This is a genomic window from Lachnobacterium bovis (assembly GCF_900111325.1).
Classification (GTDB): Bacteria; Bacillota; Clostridia; order Lachnospirales; family Lachnospiraceae; genus Roseburia; species Roseburia bovis_A.
Window position 1 is genome coordinate 38438 of sequence record NZ_FOGW01000015.1, and the last position, 24405, is coordinate 62842.

At 30.5% G+C, this 24405-nt stretch carries 20 protein-coding genes and 2 pseudogenes; 19 read left to right on the plus strand and 3 right to left on the minus strand.

All coding sequences use genetic code 11. The features are described from left to right. Positions 1-13: 13 nt before the first annotated feature. From BMY79_RS07680 to BMY79_RS07765, 18 genes and pseudogenes are all read left to right on the plus strand, one after another. Entirely contained in the window at positions 14-1114 is a 1101-nt protein-coding gene (locus BMY79_RS07680) for a sensor histidine kinase (protein ID WP_051532884.1), read from the plus strand. 9 nt (positions 1115-1123) lie between these two features. Beyond that, a complete protein-coding gene (locus BMY79_RS07685; RefSeq protein WP_074730713.1) occupies positions 1124-1759 on the plus strand; it encodes a response regulator transcription factor in 636 nt (211 codons plus the stop codon). A gap of 139 nt (positions 1760-1898) precedes the next feature. Then, the gene (locus tag BMY79_RS07690; RefSeq protein WP_027422538.1) at positions 1899-3695 is read left to right on the plus strand and encodes a methyl-accepting chemotaxis protein; all 1797 of its coding nucleotides are present in this window, start codon (positions 1899-1901) and stop codon (positions 3693-3695) included. Between the two features lie 334 nt (positions 3696-4029). After that, positions 4030-5742, plus strand: coding sequence for an endo-1,4-beta-xylanase (locus BMY79_RS07695; RefSeq protein ID WP_074730714.1), 1713 nt, complete (start codon positions 4030-4032; stop codon positions 5740-5742). A gap of 84 nt (positions 5743-5826) precedes the next feature. Next, on the plus strand, positions 5827-7881 hold the full coding sequence (locus BMY79_RS07700) for a family 43 glycosylhydrolase (protein ID WP_242941487.1): 2055 nt from the start codon (positions 5827-5829) through the stop codon (positions 7879-7881). A gap of 447 nt (positions 7882-8328) precedes the next feature. Next, complete coding sequence (locus BMY79_RS07705; protein WP_074730715.1) at positions 8329-9447, plus strand: 5-methyltetrahydropteroyltriglutamate--homocysteine S-methyltransferase; 1119 nt, start codon at positions 8329-8331, stop codon at positions 9445-9447. A gap of 175 nt (positions 9448-9622) precedes the next feature. Next, entirely contained in the window at positions 9623-10405 is a 783-nt protein-coding gene (locus tag BMY79_RS07710; protein WP_051604895.1) for an NUDIX hydrolase, read from the plus strand. After that, positions 10398-10931 (plus strand): cysteine hydrolase family protein, encoded by a 534-nt coding sequence (locus BMY79_RS07715; protein WP_074730716.1) that lies wholly within the window; start codon positions 10398-10400, stop codon positions 10929-10931. Before BMY79_RS07710 ends, BMY79_RS07715 begins: the two co-directional genes overlap by 8 nt. A 22-nt stretch (positions 10932-10953) precedes the next feature. Next, the gene (locus BMY79_RS07720; RefSeq protein ID WP_022750050.1) at positions 10954-12411 is read left to right on the plus strand and encodes a nicotinate phosphoribosyltransferase; all 1458 of its coding nucleotides are present in this window, start codon (positions 10954-10956) and stop codon (positions 12409-12411) included. Between the two features lie 354 nt (positions 12412-12765). Further along, a complete protein-coding gene (locus tag BMY79_RS07725; RefSeq protein WP_074730717.1) occupies positions 12766-13113 on the plus strand; it encodes a PRD domain-containing protein in 348 nt (115 codons plus the stop codon). Positions 13114-13127: 14 nt separating this feature from the next. Next, positions 13128-13223 carry a PRD domain-containing protein gene (locus BMY79_RS12635; RefSeq protein WP_242838556.1) on the plus strand — a complete coding sequence of 32 codons (96 nt, stop codon included), beginning with the start codon at positions 13128-13130 and terminating at the stop codon, positions 13221-13223. Positions 13224-13362: 139 nt separating this feature from the next. Beyond that, positions 13363-13542: a hypothetical protein gene (locus tag BMY79_RS07735; protein WP_022750053.1), complete on the plus strand. Its 180-nt coding sequence runs from the start codon at positions 13363-13365 to the stop codon at positions 13540-13542. Then, the gene (locus BMY79_RS12460; RefSeq protein ID WP_074730718.1) at positions 13503-13925 is read left to right on the plus strand and encodes a PTS glucose transporter subunit IIA; all 423 of its coding nucleotides are present in this window, start codon (positions 13503-13505) and stop codon (positions 13923-13925) included. The genes BMY79_RS07735 and BMY79_RS12460 overlap by 40 nt, the downstream gene beginning before the upstream one ends. 16 nt (positions 13926-13941) lie before the next feature. After that, positions 13942-14637: pseudogene (locus BMY79_RS07745) on the plus strand (family 1 glycosylhydrolase); the annotation flags it as partial. 147 nt (positions 14638-14784) lie between these two features. Continuing rightward, a complete protein-coding gene (locus BMY79_RS07750; protein WP_027422554.1) occupies positions 14785-15657 on the plus strand; it encodes a Cof-type HAD-IIB family hydrolase in 873 nt (290 codons plus the stop codon). A gap of 125 nt (positions 15658-15782) precedes the next feature. Further along, positions 15783-17141 carry a Trk system potassium transporter TrkA gene (gene trkA / locus BMY79_RS07755; RefSeq protein ID WP_022750058.1) on the plus strand — a complete coding sequence of 453 codons (1359 nt, stop codon included), beginning with the start codon at positions 15783-15785 and terminating at the stop codon, positions 17139-17141. A gap of 51 nt (positions 17142-17192) precedes the next feature. Continuing rightward, positions 17193-18638, plus strand: a complete 1446-nt coding sequence (locus BMY79_RS07760) for a TrkH family potassium uptake protein (protein ID WP_074730719.1) — start codon at positions 17193-17195, stop codon at positions 18636-18638. A gap of 205 nt (positions 18639-18843) precedes the next feature. Next, a complete protein-coding gene (locus BMY79_RS07765; protein ID WP_022750061.1) occupies positions 18844-19347 on the plus strand; it encodes a CarD family transcriptional regulator in 504 nt (167 codons plus the stop codon). A 230-nt stretch (positions 19348-19577) separates the two neighbouring features. Here the strand turns inward: BMY79_RS07765 and BMY79_RS07770 are convergent. After that, positions 19578-19940 (minus strand): annotated as a pseudogene (locus BMY79_RS07770) (metal-dependent transcriptional regulator); the annotation flags it as partial. Positions 19941-20362: 422 nt separating this feature from the next. Here BMY79_RS07770 and BMY79_RS07775 point away from each other — a divergent pair. Then, positions 20363-21364 carry a putative ABC transporter permease gene (locus BMY79_RS07775; protein WP_022750063.1) on the plus strand — a complete coding sequence of 334 codons (1002 nt, stop codon included), beginning with the start codon at positions 20363-20365 and terminating at the stop codon, positions 21362-21364. A 116-nt stretch (positions 21365-21480) separates the two neighbouring features. Here BMY79_RS07775 and BMY79_RS07780 read toward each other — a convergent pair whose 3' ends face one another. Next, positions 21481-23046: a L,D-transpeptidase family protein gene (locus tag BMY79_RS07780; RefSeq protein ID WP_242941488.1), complete on the minus strand. Its 1566-nt coding sequence runs from the start codon at positions 23044-23046 to the stop codon at positions 21481-21483. After that, positions 23036-24283 carry a 6-phosphofructokinase gene (locus BMY79_RS07785; protein ID WP_022750170.1) on the minus strand — a complete coding sequence of 416 codons (1248 nt, stop codon included), beginning with the start codon at positions 24281-24283 and terminating at the stop codon, positions 23036-23038. The genes BMY79_RS07780 and BMY79_RS07785 overlap by 11 nt, the downstream gene beginning before the upstream one ends. Positions 24284-24405 lie beyond the last annotated feature (122 nt).

Here is a 24405-nt window from a genome sequence, read left to right on the forward strand (position 1 = left end):
TTTGGAGGAAGATATGAAAAATGAGTTGATTGACAAAGCATTATTATTTTTATGTGGATTGTTTTTTGTAATTGTTCTTGGTGAAAATGAAGATATTGTGGTTGCAAGTTTAATATCAATTGTGATTGTATTAGTTCCCAATTTACAATTTGGAATAAATTATAAACAGGAAATATTTGGTGCATTTTATATTTTAGCAGGAATAAAGTGGATAGTGTGTCTCCCTTTTTATCCTGTGATTTGTTATGATTTTTTTAAGAAAAAAAGATATAAATTAGTAATATGTTGCGTATTAGTATTAGGATATTATTTTTTTGTAAAACAAAATATTTATGAAACAGTATCAAGTATTAAAGAGCAAAGATATATTTGTGTTGTAGTATTATTAGTTTTGCTTATAAGTGGCCGGATGGCAGTTGTTTCTAGTAAAGGTCAAATCTTAGAAGAAAAGCTTAAAAAAATACGAGATGACGGAAAAGAAAAAGAGAATTTACTAAAAGAAAGAAATCTTATTTTGTTAGAACAGCAAAATGTTGAGATAAATATGGCAACTTTAAAAGAAAGAAATCGAATTGCAAGAGAAATACATGATAATGTTGGTCATATGCTTACTAGAGCAATTTTGCAGACAGGAGCTCTAAAGGTACTTGAAAAGGATGAAAATTTAAAGGCGCAATTAAATGTTTTGCAAGAAACTTTGAATACAGCAATGAATAATATTCGACAAAGTGTTCATGATTTGCATGATGAATCAATTAATTTTGAAAAAGCGGTTAATGAATTAATAGAAGCTTTTCCTAAATTAGATATAACTTTTGTATATGAAGTTGATGGTAAACTCGATAAGTCAATAAAATATGGATTTTTAGCAATTATAAAAGAATCTTTAACTAATACAATAAAACATAGTAATGGAGAGAAGGTTAAGCTTATAATCAAAGAAAATCCAGGCTTTTATCAATTGTTTATAGAGGATAATGGTACGAATATAAGTGAAAATTTTGTTGGCGGAATGGGACTTTGTGGAATTAAGGAAAGAGTTGAAAAATTAAATGGAATGCTTAGAATTTCAACAGAAAATGGTTTTGGCATTACAGTAACTATCTTAAAGTAGGAGGATAAAATGAAAAAGAAAGTGATTTTAGTAGATGACGATCAATTAGTTATGATGTCATTAAAAACAATATTAGAATGTAGTGGAAATATTGAGGTTCTTGAAACTGGAACAGATGGAGAGGATGCTATTAAGTTATACAAAAAGCATAAACCGGATGTGGTTTTAATGGATATTCAAATGAAAAATAAAAGTGGTTTATCAGCTGCAGAAGAAATAATAAAAGAGGATAGTTCGGCAAAAATTCTTCTTTTAACAACATTTCAGGATGATGAATATATAGTAAAGGCATTAAATATTGGTGCAAAAGGGTATATTTTGAAACAGGATTTTGAATCAATTGAGCCTGCATTGCTTGCTGTGGCTGGAGGACAAACTGTTTTTGGAGGCCAGGTTATGAGTCGTATTCCTGAATTAATTGAAAAAAAGGGAGAAAAACAAGGCGAAATATATAATAAAAATGGAATAAATGATAAAGAGATGGAAATCATAGAACAAGTCGCACAAGGAAAGAATAACAAGGAAATATCAGATACCTTATGTTTATCAGAGGGAACTATTCGTAACTACTTAAGCATTATTCTAGAAAAATTAGAATTAAGAGATAGAACTCAGCTTGCAATTTTTTATTGGAAAAATATGTAAACTAGATTAAGTGTTATCCACAATGATACGAAATACACTATGGATTTATTTTAAAAATTTCATGTTTCTAAAGTTTGTAATAATTTGTTCTAGTGAAATGTAAAAAATATTTAGTGATTAGTATCTGGGAGGATTCCATATGAAAAAAAGAGGATCGTTGAAAGTGACGATAATAATGGTTGTGGTATTAAGTGTTCTAATAACAGCCGTCGTTATTGATGTTTTTTCTATTAATAAGATTATTGCAACTAACAAGCGACAAACAGCTTCATATAGAGAAAGATTAATGGATGACCAAAAAATCAGTTTAAAGGATGAAGTTCAAATTGTTATAAGTTATATTGAACAGGTCTATAAGAAACAGCAGGAAGGCAAAATTACGGAAGAACAAGCTAAAAAACAATGTGCTGATTATGTTAGAAATATGAAATATTCAGATGGTGAAGGATATTTTTGGATCGATACAGCAGAGGGTGTAAATATTGTTTTACAAGGTCGTGATATGGAAGGAAAAGATCGTAGTGGTTTAGTTGATCCAAATGGTGTGAAATATGTTCAAGAAATTTTGAATGCTGGTAAAAAAGAAGGCGGTGGCTATGCATATTATAGTTTTGCAAAAAAAGATGATGGAGAGCCACTACCAAAAATGAGTTATTCAGTTGAGTTTAAGCCTTATAATTGGGTGATTGGCACAGGTGTTTGGATTGATCATATTGATGAATTAGAAAAAGCCTATGTTGAAGAAGCTGGTAAATCGTTAAAAAATAATTTGATACAATCTGGTTTGATTTTATTAATTTTAATTATTTTAGGTTCGGTATTTGCAGTTTATTTTGGAAAACGATTGATAGATCCAATAATTATGATTACACATCAAATGTTGTTGATGTCTAATAGCGACTTTAGAAAAAATGAAGAACTTGAGAAAATAGAGAAAATTAAGAAACATAATAATGAAGTAGGACAAATAGCAGATGCCTTAGATATAATGCATGGTAATATAAGAAATCTTATGATTAAGATTTCAGAAACAACAGATTATTTAGCATCAACAGCTCAGCATTTATCAGCAAATGCAATTCAGTCAGCGGAAGCTAGTGATATGGTTGCTGAGTCGTGTACAAGTGTGGCAGATTCATGCACTAATCAAATCACTTCTGTTACAGATACTGGCAGTCAGACCCAACAGCTGGTTGAAAATATGCATTCCTTTGAAGAAGCAATAGTAAATACAGCTAATTTGGTAAAGAATACAAATGAATCGGCTGCAAAAGGTGCTAACGATATGAATAATGCAACAGATATGATGAAAACAATTAAGGAATCAGTTGAATCTACCTCAGTTGTAGTTGAAGGTTTAGGGGAAAAATTAAAAAATATTGATACTTTTGTAGATACAATTGCAGGTATTGCAACACAGACGAATCTACTTTCACTTAATGCTAGTATAGAAGCAGCAAGAGCTGGAGAAATGGGTAAAGGTTTTGCAGTTGTTGCAAGTGAGATTAGCCAATTAGCAGAGCAGTCAAATCAAGCGGCAAGTAGTATTACAGAATTAATAAACGATATCATGAAACAGTCAGAAGAGGCAGTCGACTCGATGAAAAATGGTGCTAAAAATGTAATGGAAGGAAGCGAAGTAGTTGATGAAGCTGGTGCAACTTTCAACAATATTCATGACATGGTGCTTTCTATTTCCGAACAGTCAGATAAGATGAGTCAGATTGTTGTTGAAATTAGTAATAGTACAGATTCTATTGAAGATAATATTAAAAAGATAGAAGAAATGAGTAAAAATATTTCTGATGAAACTCATACAGTTTCCGCAGCTTCAGAAGAACAGGCTGCATCTACTCACGAAGTTGCAGGTGCTTCAGAAAAATTGGCATCTAATGCACAAGAATTGCAAGATTTTGTCTCAAAATTCGATTTTTAGGAAAAAAGTTTATTGAATTTATCTTAAAATAAAATGATAACCATGGTGAAAAAGTCAAAATTCACCATGGTTATTTTTGAATCATATTAAAATATTTTAATAAAATATTTAAAAGTTAAATTAAAATTAAATTATTTCAAACGTAAGTAAAAAAGTAAAAAAATACTGAGTATTGCAACTTTTTGCTATAAATGTTAGACTAATTGCTGGATTAATCCTTGAGCAAAAATAATTCAAACGTTTGTAATTAAAGCAAAAACAATTTAAAAAACGCAATTTCGAAAATAATTGCTGCAAATTTAACTATTTTCGAAACACGTTTGGAGGAAGGTTTATGAGAAAAAAAATAAGCACATTACTATGTTTTTGCATGGTAATAACAGCTGTTTTATTTGGAGCTAATCCAGTTAAAGCAGCATCAATCCCTAATAATGCAAATTTATTAAACACATATGGTAACGTATTTGACCATGTGGGAACAGCAATTGAAGCACACGAGATTTTGAACCCTAACAAATTAAACTATGCTTCAAAAGAATACAATAGTATTACTGTTGGTAATGAAATGAAACCAGATTATATTTTAGGCTGGCAGTCAAATACTATGTCTGTACAACAAGCTAAACAGATGGGATATTATGTTCCAGATAACTACAAAGAAAAAACAGTGCCTAAACTTGATTTTTCTACAGTAGATAAAATGTTAAAAGCTTGCTACGACAAAGGGTTAAAAATGAGAGGTCACACTTTTGTATGGCATAGCCAGACACCAGATTGGTTCTTTAGACAGGGCTATACAAAATATGGCAACTATGTAAGTCAAGCTGAAATGGACGCTAGAATGGAGTTTTATATCAAAACTTACATGAACCACGTTTGCCAAAGTAAATATGGTAGCATTATTTACGCTTGGGACGTCGTTAATGAATATTTACATGCAAATTCTAACCCATCAGGCTGGCAGAAGATTTACGGTGGTAACCTTGGACCAAGAGCACCATTTGTAAAGAAAGCATTTGAATATGCATATCAGTGCCTTGAATATTACAAATTAACTAATAAAGTTCACCTTTTCTACAATGATTACAATACATACATGGAAGTAAAAGATGTTATTTCTTTAGTTGATTATGTAAATAGTGGAAAGAAAATTTGTGCGGGTGTTGGAATGCAGTCACATTTAAGTTCTAACTTCCCATCAGTTGACTACTATAAACAAGCTTTAAAAGCATTCTGTAACAAAGGATACGAAGTACAAGTTACAGAGTTAGATGCAGCAGGTAAAAATGATACAGATCAAGCAAATTACTACTACGGAATTATGAAAGCAATCCTAGATTGCAAAAAAGCAGGTGGAAACATTTCTGCAGTAGTATGGTGGGGTCTAGCAGACGATACATCATGGAGAAGAAATGAAAGACCATTATTATACTCAAGAGATGGTGTAAAAAAACCAGCATATAATGCAGTTTTACAAGCATTCTTTGATGCAGGTTATACTATGGGTGGAAATAATAGACCAAGTAATCCACAACCAAGTAATCCAAAACCAAGCAATCCACAGCCAAGTACACCACAAACAGGTGAAACAAAAGGCAACGTAAGACTACAGGATGGTTGGTACTACATCAAGAATGTAAATTCACAGAAATATTTACAAGTAGCTGGTAACAGAGGTGTTGCAAGTGCTAACGTTGAAATTGGACACGGAACAGGTGTACAAGGACAAAAATGGTATTTACAAAACACATCAGATGGATATATCACATTAAAGAGTGGTTTAGGAAACTTTATGTTGGATATCGCATATGGTAAAAATGAAGATGGTGCTAATCTTCAAATTTACAATGCACTTTCACATGATGCACAAAAATTCTATTTACAAAAAGTAAACGGAAGCAATGCTGTTACAATTGCAACAAAAGTAAGTAACGGTTCAAAGAGCATAGACGTTTACAATCATGGTAAAGCAGATGGAACTAACGTATGTCAGTGGAAAACATATGGTAATCCAAATCAGCAATTTGTTTTCGAGCCTGTAAGATAGTAAAAATTAATTAATAATATAGGCAAAAAAATGGAAGGACTGCCAGAATTTTTTCTGGCAGTTTTTTTAGGAGGAAAGTAGAGAATGAAAAATAAAAAAATAGGAATGTCACTTTTGACTTTTTCATTGGTTGCGGGCTTAACTACTAGCGGATTTGTTGTACCAGACAAATTTTCAACAAGAGTTGAAGTTAAAGCAGCAAATGAAGCATCTGAATTTAATGGTATTCGTTTGGCACGAAGTTTAAAAGAAGGAAACAATCCTTGTATAACGCAAAAATATAGTGCAGATCCATGTTCTATGGAATATAATGGTCGAGTTTATATTTATTCAACAAATGATGGAACAGTAAATCCAAATGGTGGTTCGGTTAAAAAGAATACATATGAGCAAATCAATCAGTTAAATGTAATGTCATCAAGTGATATGGTTAACTGGACAGATCATGGAACAATTGATGTAGCAGGAAGAAATGGTGCAGCAAAATGGGCAACAAATTCATGGGCACCTTGTGCAGCACATAAGAAAATAAATGGAAAAGAAAAATTCTTTTTATATTTTGCAAATAATGCAGGAGGAATAGGTGTATTAACAAGTGATTCTCCTACAGGACCATGGACTGATCCAATCAAACGCCCATTAATTACAAAACAAACTCCAAATTGTGGAAATGTAACATGGTTATTCGATCCAGCAGTATTAGTTGATTCTGATGGAACAGGATATTTATATTTCGGAGGTGGTGTACCATCTAGAAAAGACGCAAATCCTAAGACAGCTAGAGTTGTAAAATTAGGAAGTGATATGACAAGTTTAGCTGGTGTTCCTCAAGAAATTGATGCACCTTGGATTTTAGAAGATTCAGGAATTAACAAAGTAGGTAATACTTATTATTATTCATATTGTACTAACTGGGCTAATGGACCATTAGGTAATGCTAAAATTGCATATATGACAAGTAATAGTCCAATGGGACCATTCAAATATCAAGGTATATGTTTGGATAATCCAGGTTCATTTTTTGGAACAGCAGGAAATAACCATCATTCAATTGTACAATTTAAAAACAAATCATATATTGTATATCATACAGAATGGTTAAACAAGAAAATCTACGGTTCACAGCAAGGATATAGAACAGCACATGTAGATGAAATTACATTCCAAAATGGTAAGATTTTACCAGCAAGAGGTACTTTAAAAGGTGTAAGTCAAGTATCATCTGTTAATCCTTATGTTGTAAATCAGGCAGAAAATATGTCAGATCAGGCTGGAATATCAGTTTATGGATTAGGTGATACTGCAGTATCATACAATAGAGGCGAATGGACTAAAGTTTCAAATGTTTCTTTTGGTAATGGTGCAAAAAATATAACAATTACTGCAGGTGCAAAAAATGGTGCAGTAATTAAAATTGTGGAAGGTTCACTTAACGGAAGAACAATTGGTTATGTTAGAATTCCAGCAACAAATAATTCATTCTCGTACAAAAATATTACAGCAAATGTAAATGTAAGTGGTACAAAGGATATTTATTTTGTTGCCTCAAACGATGTTGTCATTGATAAATGGCAATTTAGTGGAACAAATTCACAGCCAAGCAACCCACAGCCAAGCAACCCACAACCAAGCAACCCACAGCCAAGTAACCCACAGCCAAGCGACCCACAACCAAGTACTACAAAAGGTAATGTAAAACTTCAGGATGGTTGGTACTACATCAAGAATGTAAATTCTCAGAAATATTTACAAGTAGCTGGCAACAGAGGTGTTGCAAGTGCTAACGTTGAAATTGGACATGGAACAGGTGTGCAAGGACAAAAATGGTACTTACAAAACACATCAGATGGATATATCACATTAAAGAGTGGTTTAGGAAACTTTATGTTAGATATCGCATATGGTAAAAATGAAGATGGTGCTAATCTTCAAATTTACAATGCACTTTCACATGATGCACAAAAATTCTATTTACAAAAAGTAAACGGAAGCAATGCTGTTACAATTGCAACAAAAGTAAGTAACGGTTCAAAGAGCATAGACGTTTACAATCATGGTAAAGCAGATGGAACTAACGTATGTCAGTGGAAAACATATGGTAATCCAAATCAACAATTTATTTTCGAAAAGGCAAATTAATAATGTTAATTGGATGAAAGATATTAATTAGTTTAAAGATGTTAATTAGACGAAAGATATTAATTAGACGAAAGACATTAATTAGACGAAAGACATTAATTAGATTAATGAGATCAAATTAGGCTAGAGAGGATTGCAGATTTACTCAGCAAATCTAAAAGAATACCGTATTCATACGGTTTCTAGGTGACAAAATTATAAGAACAATATTCTTCGATGCCCCCGTTCGCGGGGCATCGAAAACTATCTATTTTTTAACATTTTTCATATTTTTTCAAATCTCCACAAATTACTCAAAATGATTCCCAATTTAATCCGCCATTTGATATAGTTAAAATCTATAACAAGTAAAAAAAAATAAATATTATACTCAAAAATTATCCTGTGTTAAAATAATTTTCGTAAAGTAAGACTATGCAAATTAATTTTATATACAGGAGGCAGTTTATGAATAATGTTTTAATAAAACCAAAGTATGATTTTGTCGGTAGTTTTCTGAGACCACAGATTTTAAAGGAGTCAAAAGTAAAATTACAAGAAGGTGTAATTACTAGAGAAGAGTATAATGGTATTGTAGACGAAGAAATTGTAAAATTAGTAAATAAACAAAAGGAACTTGGATATAATGTAATTACAGATGGTGAATTCAGACGCAGTTATTGGCATCTTGATTTTATGTGGGGATTTGAAGGAGTTGAGCACCAAAAAGGTGGAAAGGGAGTTCAATTTAACGGCGAAATGGCGGCATTAGATGATACATTTTTAAATGGCAGAATTAGAGCCAAAGCTCATCCATTTGTTGAATATTATAAATTTTTAAAGCAATTTGAAGATGAAAATACAGTGGCAAAATATACAATCCCGGCACCGGCACAAATGTATCAGCAAATGATAGTTCCTCAATATTATGAAATTACAAAAAAATATTACAAAAATAATGATGAACTTATAAATGATATAGCTGTTGCATATCAAGACGTAATTCAACAATTTTATGATGCCGGATGTAGAATCCTTCAATTAGATGATTGTACTTGGGGAGCTATAGTTGGAGATGCTGCAAAACAAAGATACAAATCATTAGGCGTTGATATTGAAGAGGTAAAAAAACAGCTTCTTAAAGTAAATAATTTAGCACTTGCTAATAGGCCAGATGATATGATAATTAATACTCATATTTGTAGAGGAAATTATCACTCTACATTCTTTACTAGTGGAGCTTATGATTCAGTGGCAGATTATGTTTTTGCGCAAGAAAATGTAGATGGTTTATTTTTAGAATATGATGATGAAAGATCAGGTGGATTTAAGCCATTAGAAAAGGTTTCTGAGGAAAAGAATGTTGTGTTAGGTTTAATAACAACAAAAAAAGCAGATTTAGAGGATAAGGAATATATCAAAAAAAGAATATATAAAGCGGCGCAATATATAGATTTAGACAGACTTTCATTAAGTCCACAATGTGGATTTGCTTCATGTGAAATAGGTAATAAATTGACAGAAGAGCAGCAGTGGGCAAAATTAAAACTTGTAAAAGAAATTGCTGACGAAGTTTGGGGTAATTAAGAAAATAGAATGTGCAAACCTAATTACAAAAAGTGTAATTAGGTTTGTTTTTTTTGGAAAATATCTGTTTTTATAATATTTTATAGTCAGAAAAACTAAAAAGCTATTGACATATTCTAAATATCGTAGTATTATAGTTAAAGTCAATATGACTAATAAAAAGAAGGTAGATATTATGAACACACAACAAACAGAAAAAGAATTTTTAAAGACTTATAATCCAAATAAATATGAAAGACCATCTGTAACAGCAGATATTCTTGTTTTTACAACTTTTAAGGATGAATTATATCTTTTAATGATTCAAAGAAAATCACATCCTTACAAAGATAGATGGGCTATTCCAGGTGGATTTGTATCTATTGATGAGACTGCTAAAGAGGCTGCTATACGTGAATTATATGAAGAGACAAGTGTAAAAGATGTATGCTTAGAGCAGCTATATACATTTTCGAAAGTAGATAGAGATCCAAGAATGAGAGTTATTTCTATAGCATATATAGTGATGGTACCATTCGAAAAGTTGAAATTTAAATCAGGAGACGATGCAAAGAATGCTAAATTGTTTTTGGTTAATGCTATGCCTGATGCAGAATTTGAATTGATTTCTAAAAATGAGGATGAAAGTACTTCGATTTTACAAGAAAAGGACTTAGCGTTTGATCATTATGAAATAATAAAAATGGCTATTAAAAGATTGCGTGGCAAAATTAAATATTCTAATATTGCTTTTTCATTTTTGAAGGATTTAGATGATTTTACATTGACAGAACTTAGAAATATTTATGATGCAATAAATTCTCAAAAAGCGGACGTTGGCAATTTTAGAAGATTTATTAAAAGAGAATATGAACAAAATGGATTTATAGTTCAAACAGATTTAAAAAGAATAGAAAGGGGAAGACCAGCCACGACATATAAATGGGCGAAGGAAAGGAGTTTGATATTTGATGAATAAAGTATTAGTTGTAGTAGATATGCAAAATGATTTTATAGATGGTTCTTTAGGGACTAAAGAAGCATGTGCAATAGTAGACAATGTGGTTAATAAAATCACTCAATTTGATGGTGATATAATTGCAACGTTTGATACACATCAAGCTAATTATTTAGAAACATCAGAAGGTAAAAATTTACCGGTTGAGCATTGTATAGAAGACACAGACGGTTGGAAATTAAATGATAAAATTCAAACAGCTTTAGATGAGAAGTCTAGTACAAATGAAGTTACCTACATTAAAAAACCTACATTTGGCTCAATAGAACTTGGAAATTTATTAGTTTCTAAAAAACCAAGTGAAATAGAACTTGTGGGACTTTGTACAGATATTTGTATTGTGTCAAACGCATTAATTATTAAAGCAAACTTGCCGGAAACACCAATTTCAGTTGATGCTTCATGTTGCGCAGGTGTAACAGTAGAGAAACATAATGCGGCAATTGAGACAATGTCAAGTTGCCAGATTAAAATAAATAATGTTTAGCAAAAGCTAAAAGGAGATAAAAATGGATATTAAAAGAAATAATATATATTGCAAAAGAAATATTGGAATGATGATGGATTTATATGAGCTTACAATGGCGAATGGATATTTTAAGCAGGAAAATGCTCAAAAGAAAGTGGCATTTGATGTGTTTTTTAGAAAAAATCCAGATCAGGGTGGATTTTCAGTTTTTGCAGGATTAGAACAAATTGTTGAATATATTGAAGGACTTCATTTTAGTGATGCTGATATAGAATATTTAAGAGGCTTACATCTTTTTACAGAGGATTTTCTTGAGTATTTAAGAAACTTTAAATTTACAGGTGATGTATATGCATTTAGAGAAGGTACTATTATGTATCCCAATGAGCCAATTATTACAGTTGTAGCAGATTTAATACAAGCTCAAATTGTCGAAACTGAAATTTTAGCACAGATTAATCATCAAAGTTTAATTGCAACAAAGGCTAGAAGAATTGTAAAAGCTGCAAATGGTAGACCAGTATCTGATTTCGGTGCAAGACGTGCGCATAATAATGATGCAGCAATTTATGGAGCTAGAGCAGCATTTATTGGTGGTGCAAACGGAACAGCAACAGTATCTGCAGGTCAATATTTTGATATTCCAATTGGTGGAACAATGGCACATAGTTGGGTAATGTATTATGAAGATGAACTTACAGCATTCCGTAAATTTGCTGAGGTTTATCCAGATAATTGTATTTTGCTAGTTGACACATATGATGTTGTAAAATCTGGTATTCCAAATGCTATTAAAGTTTTCGATGAAATGAAAGCTAATAATATTGAATCAAAGAATTTCGGAATTCGTATCGACAGTGGTGATCTTGCATACCTTACTAAGATAGCAAGAAAAATGTTAGATAAAGCTGGATATAAAGATGCTAAAATTGTAATTTCAAATAGTTTAGATGAATATACAATTACGTCAATCTTAAGCCAAGGTGGACAAGTGGATTCATTTGGTGTAGGTGAGCGTATGATTACATCAAAATCTGAGCCAGTATTTGGTGCTGTTTATAAATTATGTGCAGTAGAAAATGAAGGCAAAATGGAACCTAGAATCAAAATCTCTGAAGCAATTGAAAAGATTACTAATCCAGGTTTAAAAGAAGTTTACAGAATCTACAATGAAGATGGACAGGCAATTGCAGATTTATTAGCTCATAAGGATGAAGAAGTCAATATGGAAGATGTATACAGATTTATAGATCCTGAAAAACCATGGAAAAAGAGAGAATTTGTAAATTGTACAGCTAAAAAACTCCAAAGATTAGTAATTAAAGAAGGTAAACGTGTAAGAGATCCTGAAAAAGTAACAGATATTGCGAACTTTGTTAAAGAACAGCTTTCTACAGAGATTTGGGAAGAGGAGCAGCGTTTTGAAAATCCACATAAACATTATTTAGATATGACAAAATCATATTATGAAATGAAGATGAATATGTTGGATAAATAATATAAAAAGAGCAAAATTGGCCAAATAATGAATAAATAAAAAAATATAAACAATAGGATATGCATTATAACCAAAAAGCCGTTGCAAAAGTTGTAAAGTTTGTACGAATAGCCTATTAAGTGTTGACTTGTTATGTTTTGTATGATATATTATACACATGCAAAGGAAATAAAGATCAAACAGATTGTGACTTTGAGTAGGCAAGACTGTATTGCAGAACTTAATAATCATATTATTTGATTATTAAGAGCAATATGGTCTTTTTTTGGTTTGTATTATTAAAATACATAATAAGCCAACAAGTTTTTGTTATAATTTGTTTTATCAAAATCAATAAGATTAAGGTGCCCTTATATGATAATAGCAAAAGTAATAAATAATAATGTAGTGAGTTCGCATGATGATAAAGGAATTGAAGTTATCGTCATGGGAAAAGGAATTGTTTTTGAAAATGCATTACTATGGGAGATAAAAAGATATTATAAAGATGAATTTAATGCTGGATTAAAAGCGATTGAAGTAGTTAGAAAAAGAACTGGTATAGTTTTACCAGAAGATGAAGCTGCATCAGTTGCAATGTTAACGCACCTTAAATTCTTTGTTCAAAGAGCAATTTCAAGAAAATATTATGAAACTGATGACCAAGTAGAATTGCTTAATGAAATAAAAAAACCTGTAATGAGGAGTATCAATGTGCACTAAAAATCAAACATTTTATGGAAAAGAAAACAAACTATATTGTTTCTGATGAAGAAATACTATATTTAACAATGCATATTAATAGAATTAAATTAAGAAGCAATAATATATAATTTAATTCGTTAATAGATAGATTTTTAATTGATATCATAAGATATTAATTTATATATACGGACGCGTATAAAAATATAATTACTTGATCAAGTTCTTAAAAAATATAAGATTAATGAAGAGAATTTGGAGGAAAAAGGTATGGCAAGTAAATATGATGGCTTGGCTAGAATTATCATTCAAAATGTCGGAGGACAATATCAAGTAGTAATTGGTAATCATGTGCCAGATGTATATGATGTTGTTTGTGAACATGCACATATTCAAGGAAATGTTTCTAGTTGGGTGGACTTGGATTATTTGGATTACCAAGTTATATAAATCCAAAAACAGGTGATATTTCAAGCTTAATTTGGGTATCAGTTGCAACACTTGCAGCAGCAGTATTAGGTTTTGTTTTAACATTCTTTACATACTCTGATGAAGAAAAAGTTTCAAAAACAACAAAAAATGTAAAAGCTAACGTACAAAATTTTGAAGGAACAAAACCAGTATTAACACCAGAAACAATTGTAGCTCCAGTTAAAGGTGACAGAGTTAAAAAAGGACAATTATTATTAGAGTTTGATATTAATAAAATTAAAGAAGCTGGTTTAGATGTAACTACTCCAATTATTGTTACAAACACATTTGATTATGAAGATGTTGTTTATACTGATACAAATGATATTAATTTAGAGGATGAAATTTTATACTTAGTATAAAGCTAGAAAGGAGACTATATCTTGTAATCCAACAGATATTTTAATGGCTCAAAGACAGATGCAGATGAAAAACTTCTTCTGTTCAGATATTCAGGTTAGAGGTTATTATCCATCATATGCAGATAGATTTTTTGAGGAAAACAATATTATTATAAAAAAAGAAGCTGGAGATGATGAAATCCTTAAAGAAGGAACTGTTGATTTCTATACATTTAGTTACTACATGAGCAATTGTGTTGGTAATGTAAATGAAGGTGAAAAAACTGGTGGAAATTTAGGCTTTGGTCTTAAAAATCCATATTTAAAAGCATCAGATTGGGGTTGGCAGATTGATCCACAAGGTTTAAGATACACATTAAATGAAATCTATGACAGATATCAGATTCCAGTAATGGTAGTAGAAAATGGATTAGGTGCAAAAGATACATTAGAAGAAGATGGATCAATTCATGATACATACAGAATTGATTACTTAAGAAGTCATATTCAGCAAATGATTGAAGCTGTTAAAGATGGTGTAGATCTTATGGGGTACACTCCTTGGGGATGCATTGATCTAGTTAGTGCTTCTACTGGAGAAATGGCAAAACGATATGGATTCATCTATGTAGATAAATACGATGATGGAACAGGCGATTTATCTAGAAGAAGAAAAGATTCTTTTGCTTGGTACAAAAAAGTAATAGAAACAAATGGTAGAGATTTAGATTAAAAAATTATTAAAGTAATTTCATGGGCTGGGGAATATACCCCAGCCTTTTTAAATAAAACAAAAAAACGTTCACTTTTTAAAAACAAAAAAATATGATATTCTTTAGAGTGGTGTTTTTTAAAAAATATTAAAGAAAGAGGAAAGAAAATGAATAATACAAAAAAAATAATATTTTTTGATATAGATGGAACACTATCAGATTTTTCGGGAAATATCCCTAAAAGTACAATTGATGCAATAAAAAAGGTTAGAGAAAATGGTCATTTAGCATTTATATGTACTGGAAGAAGTTTGGCACAAATAGAAAAAAAGATTATAAATATTGGATTTGATGGAATTGTTGCAGCAGCAGGTGCATATATTGAATTTAAAGGAAAAGAAATATATCATAGTGTCTTTGGAGAAGAAAAAATTAAATTTTTAGCTGAATTTATGATGAAAAATAATATTTCATTTATTATTCAAACTAAAAACGGATGTTATTTGTCAAAAAAGAGCGGAAATGATTTTAAAAAAGTTTTTGCTAGACGACTAAAAAATGATTTAGGAATTGAAGTATCTAATGTAGATGATTTTAGTACGATAGAAGAAATAGTAGGAAAAATAAAAATTGACAATGAAGTAGATAAATATCACTTGAAATATCCAGACACAGAAAGTATGATATACTGCGATTCTTGTTTTTCGGTAGAAGAAACAAGAAATTATTTTATGGGAAAGAATTTAAAAGTTACTCCTAGTAGCTTTAAAAAACCCGATAACTATTCGGGAGAGATAACAAAAGAGACTGATAATAAAGCAAGCGGAATTGAAAAAGTTATCGAGTATTTAGGAATGTCAATAGATGACACGATTGCATTTGGAGATGGACCTAATGATATAGAGATGATAGAGTATGTAAAATATGGAATTGCGATGGGTAATGCAGTAGATGATACAAAAAGTGTATCTAACTATATTACAGATGACGTCGAAAATGAAGGAATTTATAAAGCATTAAAAAAATTTGAATTAATATAGTTTGAATTAAAATTTTATACAATATAAAAAGTTGTATTAATATAGTTCCTAGTAATAAAAATTTATGTATTCTACTTATATTACTTACATTAAATCTTAATGTAAAACATATTTTGGAGGAATCAATGAGAATCATCGTAATTGGATGTGGCAAAGTTGGTAGAAAAATAGTTGAAGAACTTTGCAATGAGAATCATGAAGTAACAGTCATTGACTTGAAAAAAAAGGTTGTATCAGATGTGACAGGAAATTTTGATGCAATGGGTATAGTGGGCAATGGTACAAGCCATGTTGTTTTAAAAGAGGCTGGAATTGAAAATACAGATGTATTAATCGCAGTCACACAATCAGATGAATTAAATTTATTGTGTTGTCTAATTGCAAAAAAAGCAGGTAATTGCAGTACTATAGCAAGGGTACGAAATCCTATGTATAATAATGAAATTTCCTACATTAAGGAAGAATTAGGATTAACAATGACTATTAATCCAGAAGAAGCGGCAGCAACTGAGATAGCAAGAATTTTGCGCTTTCCATCAGCTAATAAGGTTGAGACCTTTGCAAAAGGAAAAGTTGAATTAATGAAGTTTACGGTTGCTTCAAATTCTAAAATGATTGATAGAACTCTTGAGGATATAGCGAGTAGAATTCAGTCAAGAGCGTTAATATGTGCAATTGAGCGTGGAGAAAACGTATTTATTCCTAATGGACAATTTGTTTTTAAGGAAAATGATATAGTTACGGTTGTATGTCCACCAAAAGATGCTAAAGTTTTTTTTGAAAAAGTTGGAATTAAAACCCATTCTGTAAAAAATGCCTTTTTAGTAGGTGGTGGTAAAATTGCGTATTATCTTGCAAAACAACTACTATCTATGGGAATTAAGGTGAAAATATTTGAGAGTGATATTGTAAGATGTGAAGAATTAAGCGAATTATTACCTGAAGCTGTTATTATAAATGCTGATGCAACAGATAAACAGATTTTAAAAGAAGAAGGATTAGAAAATAGTGCAGAAAGTTTTGTTGCATTAACAGGTATTGATGAATCTAACATTTTTTTATCACTTTATGCAAAAAAGAAATCTAAAGCAAAAGTTATAACTAAGATTAACAGAATAGAAGACAATGACATTGTAAACGATTTTAATTTAGGAAGTGTTATTTCGCCAAAATTAATTACGGCCGAGTATATTATAAGATATGTTCGAGCTATGCAAAATACAATTGGAAGCAATGTAGAAACTTTATATAGAATTATCGAAAATAAGGCTGAGGCCCTAGAGTTTCATATTTGTGAAGGTGCACCTGTAATAGGAATTCCACTAGAAAAACTTCGTTTAAAGAACAATCTAATTATAGCTAGCGTTAACCATAAGGGTAAAATTATCACACCAAATGGTAAAACAGAGATAAGTGTTGGTGATACAGTAATAGTTGTTACTACTCATCAAAATTTAAATGATATTAAAGATATTTTAATGTAAATATAATTGGATAATTTTATATGCAAAGTAAGTTTATAGTTGGAGGCAAAAATGAATTTTGGAATAATCAGGTATATACTAGGATTAGTAGTAGACTTAGAAGGTGTTTTATTATTATTTCCGGGATTAGTAGCGTATTTGTATCATGAAAAAGAAGGATATTCTTTTTTACTAGTTTCAATAGTCTGCTTGATTTTAGGTACGATTTCTATTATAAAAAAGCCAAAAGATAGAGAATTTTATTCTAAGGAAGGTTTTGTTGTTGTTGCACTTAGTTGGGTTGTGCTAAGTATTTTTGGTGCGTTACCAATGTATTTATGTGGTGATATAGAACAATATATAGATGCATTGTTTGAAACAGTATCAGGATTTACAACGACTGGTGCTAGTATTGCAGATAATGTTGAGATATTTTCTCATGCAACTAATTTTTGGAGATGTTTCACGCATTGGATAGGTGGAATGGGAGTATTAGTATTTATCCTTGCAATAATAACTCCTTCAAATGGCGGATATAGTATGCACCTTATGAAAGCAGAAAGTCCAGGACCATCAGTGAGTAAAATTGTACCAAGGATAAAAGATACAGCCAAAATATTGTATAAAATATATTTTTTTATGACTTTAGCTCAGATGGTATGTTTATTAATAGCGGGAATGCCACTATTTGATGCAATTTGTACTGCAGTGGGAACAGCAGGAACCGGTGGATTTGGAATTAAAGCTGATAGTATGGCAAGTTATAATGCAGCTATTCAAATAATAGTTACAGTATTTATGATTTTGTTTGGCGTTAATTTTAATGCTTATTATATTTTGCTTAAGGCAAAAGAAAAGAAAGCAGCTTTTGAAATAGAAGAAGTAAGAGTTTATTTTTTGATTATTTTTATGTCAATTGCGCTTATAACAATAAATATTTGTAACGATGTAAAAAATATCGGTTATACCATTAGACATACAGCTTTTCAGGTAGGATCGATTATAACAACTACAGGATTTGCAACAAAAGATTTTAATACATGGCCACAATTGTCGAGAGCAATTTTGGTATTAATAATGTTTGTCGGAGCATGTGCCGGTAGTACAGGCGGCGGAATGAAAGTATCTCGTTTGATAATTTTAATTAAATCAGCGAAGAGAGAAATTTCGTATTTTATTCATCCACGTTGTATAAAAACTATAAAAATGGATGGAAAAACTGTAGAAAAAGAACAGGTAAGAGATGTGCATGCATTTTTTGTTACATATGTAATGATATTTGTTGGATCTGTATTGATAGTAAGTTTAGATAATTTTGACGCGGTTACTAATTTTACATCGGTAGCAGCAACGTTTAATAATATAGGACCAGGTCTTAATGTGGTAGGTCCAACTGGCAATTTTGCACAATTTTCTGTTTTGTCCAAAATAGTCTTAATGCTTGATATGTTAGCGGGAAGATTGGAAATTTATCCAATGTTATTGTTATTTATGCCTAAAGCATGGACACGTAACTAAAAACAAAAGACATACAATTTGCCTAATTTCAAATTATTTTATAAAAAATCTTATCAAATTTATAAAAATGTGATATAATAAAAAAAGATAATCTCGTAATAAACTGTAGGACTGTGCTTAAAGTATTGAACATATAATCGTCCAAGCTTCGTAGATTTTCTATATTTTTGTAGGATGGGGAGATTATTTTGAAAGGAAGAAGAATATGTTTGAAATTGGAGAATTTGTAGTAAGCGCTAATAATGGAATTTGTAGAGTAGAAGATGTTGTTAATCTTGATATGACATCACCTCAGAAAAAGTATTATCTTTTGATTCCAGTAGAAGAAAAAACAGCTAAAGTTTACATTCCAGTAGATAACGAAAATCACAAGATTCGTGAAGTAATGGATAGAGAACAGGCTTGGGAAGTAATTGAGAAGATTCCTGAGGTTGAGAAACTTGAAATTACTAGTGAAAAGCAAAGAGAACAGAAATACAAAGAAGCTATTCAAAGTTGTAATCCAGAGAAGTTGATTGCAATGATTAAGAATGTTTCAGAGCGAAACAAAAAGAGAAGTGCTCAGGGAAAGAAAGTAACTGCTATTGATGAGCGTTATTTCAAGAAAGCTGAGAACAATCTTTACACAGAATTGGCATTTGCATTAGGTAGAGACAAACAAGAAATGCAAAGTGTTATAGCAGATCATTTAGAGAGCATTGCTCAATAGTATACTTAAAACAAAAAGGGCTGTAAAAGATAAATTCTTTTATAGCCCTTTTTATATAAAAAAGTATTTTACGTAATAAATTAAATATTTTAATTATCTGCATGCTCTTTTTCGTATTCTTCCCTATCTAATAATGATCCGTTTAAAACGATTTTCTTAGCGTTAAGGAAATCTTCACCGTTAATAACGGTATTGCTAGATAATATTTTATCTGCAATAGGTGTTGTTTTAATATATGTCTTAATTTTTTCAAATGTTTCTTCGCTTAAATCATGTTCTATGCGACATGCATCTTCAGTTGCAGTGTCAATTGAAACACCAAGAGCGATAAGAGCTTTTGTAATCAAAGTATGGCGTTCAAGAATCATGTTAGCTATTTTTTTTCCCTCATCTGTTAGATAAATAAATCTTGAATCATTCACTGTAATTAAATTTTTCTGACGAAGATTTTTCATTGCGATACTAACACTAGGTTTCTTAAATCCCATATATTTTGCAATATCTACAGCACGAACAACAGGTAATTTTTGACTTAAGATTAGAATGGTTTCTAAGTAATCTTCTGAAGATTCGTTGTGTGTTGTGTGATTCATATTATTCCTCCTAAAATAACTATTTATGTTTTTTATATTAAAATGATAAATATAACAAATATAGAATATATATATATAAATATTTTTCAAATTTAATTATATCATATTAAGAGGTGTTTATCTACAAGAAAAAAATTATTGACTTATAATATTAATTAGTCTATACTAACAATGTAAGCAATAAATATATTATTGTAAATACTTTCACTACTAATAAATCGTTACAAGCACCTGTAATGATTAAATTTCGAAATGTTCAAAATGTTTTAAGAGGTCACAGGGAAGAGAAATATTCTTAACCCTGTGATTTATTTTGTTGTGATATTTTTCTCAATAGAGAGTAGATACTTCTCTAAAATTTGACACATTTTTTAAAAAAACCTATAATAACATTATTATTTTAAAAAGAGGAGATTAAATAAATGATAATTGCAAAGTTTTTTGTTTGGTTTTTAATCTTTAGTATAATTGGCTGGATATATGAAAGTATTTATTGCACAGTTAAGAGCCATAAATGGGAAAATAGAGGCTTTTTATTTGGACCAGTTTGTCCAATATATGGAATAGGCGGAATAGGATGTTCATTTTTATTTTCTGGAATGTTTTTAAAGGATATGTCTAATTTAGAAATATTTATATACTCGTGTTTAGGAAGTATGGTGTTAGAATATTCGACCTCTTGGATTCTAGAAAAAGTATTTCATGCAGTATGGTGGGATTACAGTGAGACACCTTTAAATTTGAATGGTAGGATATGTCTACCTGCGACACTAGGTTTTGGTTTCGGAGGATTAATGGTTATACATTACATCTTTCCATTTGTTGATAAAATGACTCGTAATGTAGGAGAAATTCCAATGACATTAATGGCGATTGTCGGATCAGGGATTATAAGTGCAGATATAGCCGTTACAATAAGTGCAATAACAGGCTTAACACAAAACGTTCAAACGATTGAAGAAAACGTTAATTTACAAATGGAGGCATTATATTCTACAATAGAAGATTCAATAAAAGGAACTAAAAATAAAGTGTTTAAAACAACAGATGCATTTTCAAGTACTATGAAAGAATTACCTCAAACTGTTAAAGAGATTCCACAGGTAGTAAAAGATTTACCGCAGACGGTAAAAGAGTTGCCAAGTACAATGAAAGATATTTCTGGAAACATGTATTCTAATTTTTCAGAAAAACTACATAAATCCTCTTCTAATGATAACGTTACAGAAGGCCTAGATATAGATGAGGTATCAAGAAGAGAAGAATATACTAAGATAGCAATGAGAAATGTTGCTAAGTTTTTAAATAAATCGCAAAAACACGTTTTGCATAGTGTAAAGAAATTTACTAGTAGTAATCAAAATCATAGAACTGCACAGCAATTAAAAATTATTGAAAAGGAATTAAAAAAGAAAAACTATTAAAAAAAGAAAAATAACCATTAAATGATAATATAACGCTTAATTAAAAAGTTATAAAATCAAATGATGGTTATTTTTTATTATAATCATTGTAAAAACAATGATGTTAATGCATAGTACTAATGATTAGCATTGCCTGATGCTACTTTTTGTGCTCTTGACATTTGACCTGGTGCTGCATAAGAAAATGCATTAGAAATTTTAGCATTTTCAGCTGTTAATACAACATGTTCACGATAGTAAGCTATAACTGGAGTCTTCTTTTCGACAATTTTATATAGCTTGCCAGCTACACTTGGTGGAACGTTTACACAACCATGAGAACCATTAGTTTTATAAATTGATCCGCCAAAACTTGAACGCCAACTTGCATCGTGAATACCTACGTTATATGCAAAAGGCATAAAGTATGTTACTTCTGATTGATAATTTTCACCTACTAAAGTTGCAGGACTTTGTTTATATACAATTTTAAATACGCCATCTGGAGAACCATTGTTTCTACTAATGTTACCAGATACAATATCAGTTTGTAATTGTAAAGCACCGTCTTTATAGTAATATAATTTTTGATTAGTATAATCAATTTCAATATATGTCTTACCAATGTCATCTTTAGCACGATATAAACCGGTTTGTTCATATATAGGTTCACAATTAAAGTTTTTGTGATTATTTAAAGCATTATAAAGATGCTCTGTTTCTTTATTTTTATTGATAACCCATCCGTAGTCACCGCCACCAATTTTAACAGTGTCACCAACAGTTGTTTTAAATTCTCTAACTCGTCCAAAAGTATTATATTTTGAAGCAAGATTAAAAGTAAAGCTTGCAACTTTGTTGCGATTTAAAGAAACAACACCACTTTTTGTAATATCTAACATACTAATTATATCAGCATCAGATAATTTATAATTTTCAGTACCAATTTTGTATGTTAAATTAAGAGAACAATATTTATCAACTTTATCAATTACCTTTTTTACAGATTTATCATCATTTGTTATTTTTGGATGTTTATAATAATTTTTATCCAAAACAATTTTTGGATTCTGTAAATCTAGTGCATGTTTAATTTCTTTTTCAATCTTATTGTAAAGTGGATAATGGCCATCTGAGGCTTTTACAATAGTATATCCATTTTTTGTCTGTTCAAAATGTGCATCAACTGGTTCTACAATTTTACTTTTGTCAAAAAGAGACAAGCCGTTAATACAATGTTTTAATTTTGACTCATTATAAGATGAAGAAGACAATAAAGTATAATTTGATTTCTTAAAAACATTTATAGGCCATAGAAAAGAATTTTGTTTTTTTAATAATTTTTTTTCTTCTCCTGTTGACTTATAAGTGTAATCAATGTCACTTCCCTTAATTTTGTATGAAGTTTTATCCTTATCAATAATAGTCAATGAATAAGATTTAGAAGTTTTTGTTTTTTCTGAAATCACATAATCTGAAGTTTTTAAACTTATGTCTAAATTTCCAATCTTTGTATTAGGATAAAAATGTTTCATAAAATAGATGCTTACACAGATGTAAGCGATAATAGTAATCCCAATTATTCCAAACAATAAATACTTAGTAATTGAGCTTCCACTATGTTGTTTAGAGGCTGAATTTTTAGATCCAGCCTTAGTATTTAGTTTTTCTTTTTTTAGCATAATGATTAGTTTATTTTTCACTCCTTTTGTGTAAATGAGATACATTCATGTATGAAGGTAATCCGTTGTGATAGTTAATAGCAACTTCACCCTGGATAAGTGGTAATAAATAATCATGTAGTTCTTGAGTTATGTCATTACCCTCTTTATTAATCCATTCTACAGGAACTGATTTTGCCTCATTTGCGATATTTTTAATTACTGCATAACCATATTCGACAGTATATGGATCGTTTGATAAACGTTTGATAACAACCATTGCGGCGGTAATACCTTCACTTGCAATTTCAACAGCTTTTTGTCCTTGAGCAAAAGCTTCGTCAAGATCTGTCTTAGATGCAATATGTGAAGCACAACGCTGTAAAACGTTTATTTCAACTGATCTAACTTTGACTCCTAGTTGTTCTTTAACAAGGTATTCTAATGCTTTGCCAGCACCACTTAATTGAGCATGTCCAAATGTATCCTCAGCTGTTTCACCAGCAGAAATATAGTTACCATCTTTGTCTCTTATACCTTCAGAAACTGCAACAATTACATTGTTTGTAGTTTCTAATTGTTTCTTGATATCTTCAATAAATTGTTTTTTATCAAAAGCTACTTCTGGAAGATAAATAAGATGAGGTGCTTGACTGTATTCGTTTCTAGCTAAAGCAGCAGAAGCAGTTAACCATCCAGCGTCTCGTCCCATAACTTCTACGATTGTTACACTTTTAACTTTGTAAATATAAGTGTCATGAGAAATTTCAAGGATAGATGTTGCAACATATTTTGCAGCTGATCCAAAGCCTGGAGTATGATCTGTCATACATAAATCGTTGTCGATGGTTTTTGGAATACCTATAATTCTAATATTACTATTGATTTTTTTTGCATAATCAGATAACTTAAGTACTGTATCCATTGAATCATTACCGCCAATATAGAAAAAGGCTTTAATGTTTAATTTTTCGAATTGAGAAAAAATTTGTTCATATGGATGTACATCGTCTTCAAAATTAGGTAGTTTGTGACGGCAAGATCCTAAATACATAGCAGGAGTTGTCTTGATTTGGTCAATAACAGTTGAATCCTGTTCTACCAATTGGCTTAGATTTAAATATCTTTCGTCTAAAATTCCTGTTACACCATTTAAGGCACCGTAACAAATATCATAATTTTTTGATTCTACAGTTGCCGCAATTACACCAGCAAGGCTAGAGTTTATTGCTACAGTTGGTCCACCTGATTGAGCAACTAAAACGTTATTTTGAGTCATAGTAATCTCCTTTATATTTAATACACTATCCATAATATTGTAGTATTAAAAATGAAAGTGTGCAAGTGTCAATAAATGAGAAGAATATACTAAAATAATGTGCTTTATTGTGAAAAATCATA

Bases quoted from the DNA above. Each gene is read 5' to 3' on its own strand.
- BMY79_RS07775 (WP_022750063.1), top strand. From the start codon at position 20,363: ATGATAATTGCAAAGTTTTTTGTTTGGTTTTTAATCTTTAGTATAATT.
- trkA (WP_022750058.1), top strand. From the start codon at position 15,783: ATGAGAATCATCGTAATTGGATGTGGCAAAGTTGGTAGAAAAATAGTT.
- BMY79_RS07690 (WP_027422538.1), top strand. From the start codon at position 1,899: ATGAAAAAAAGAGGATCGTTGAAAGTGACGATAATAATGGTTGTGGTA.
- BMY79_RS07680 (WP_051532884.1), top strand. From the start codon at position 14: ATGAAAAATGAGTTGATTGACAAAGCATTATTATTTTTATGTGGATTG.
- BMY79_RS07735 (WP_022750053.1), top strand. From the start codon at position 13,363: ATGGCAAGTAAATATGATGGCTTGGCTAGAATTATCATTCAAAATGTC.
- BMY79_RS07695 (WP_074730714.1), top strand. From the start codon at position 4,030: ATGAGAAAAAAAATAAGCACATTACTATGTTTTTGCATGGTAATAACA.
- BMY79_RS07720 (WP_022750050.1), top strand. From the start codon at position 10,954: ATGGATATTAAAAGAAATAATATATATTGCAAAAGAAATATTGGAATG.
- BMY79_RS07705 (WP_074730715.1), top strand. From the start codon at position 8,329: ATGAATAATGTTTTAATAAAACCAAAGTATGATTTTGTCGGTAGTTTT.
- BMY79_RS07750 (WP_027422554.1), top strand. From the start codon at position 14,785: ATGAATAATACAAAAAAAATAATATTTTTTGATATAGATGGAACACTA.
- BMY79_RS07725 (WP_074730717.1), top strand. From the start codon at position 12,766: ATGATAATAGCAAAAGTAATAAATAATAATGTAGTGAGTTCGCATGAT.
- BMY79_RS07785 (WP_022750170.1), bottom strand. From the start codon at position 24,283: ATGACTCAAAATAACGTTTTAGTTGCTCAATCAGGTGGACCAACTGTA.
- BMY79_RS12635 (WP_242838556.1), top strand. From the start codon at position 13,128: ATGGAAAAGAAAACAAACTATATTGTTTCTGATGAAGAAATACTATAT.
- BMY79_RS07760 (WP_074730719.1), top strand. From the start codon at position 17,193: ATGAATTTTGGAATAATCAGGTATATACTAGGATTAGTAGTAGACTTA.
- BMY79_RS07685 (WP_074730713.1), top strand. From the start codon at position 1,124: ATGAAAAAGAAAGTGATTTTAGTAGATGACGATCAATTAGTTATGATG.
- BMY79_RS07700 (WP_242941487.1), top strand. From the start codon at position 5,827: ATGAAAAATAAAAAAATAGGAATGTCACTTTTGACTTTTTCATTGGTT.
- BMY79_RS07765 (WP_022750061.1), top strand. From the start codon at position 18,844: ATGTTTGAAATTGGAGAATTTGTAGTAAGCGCTAATAATGGAATTTGT.
- BMY79_RS07715 (WP_074730716.1), top strand. From the start codon at position 10,398: ATGAATAAAGTATTAGTTGTAGTAGATATGCAAAATGATTTTATAGAT.
- BMY79_RS07710 (WP_051604895.1), top strand. From the start codon at position 9,623: ATGAACACACAACAAACAGAAAAAGAATTTTTAAAGACTTATAATCCA.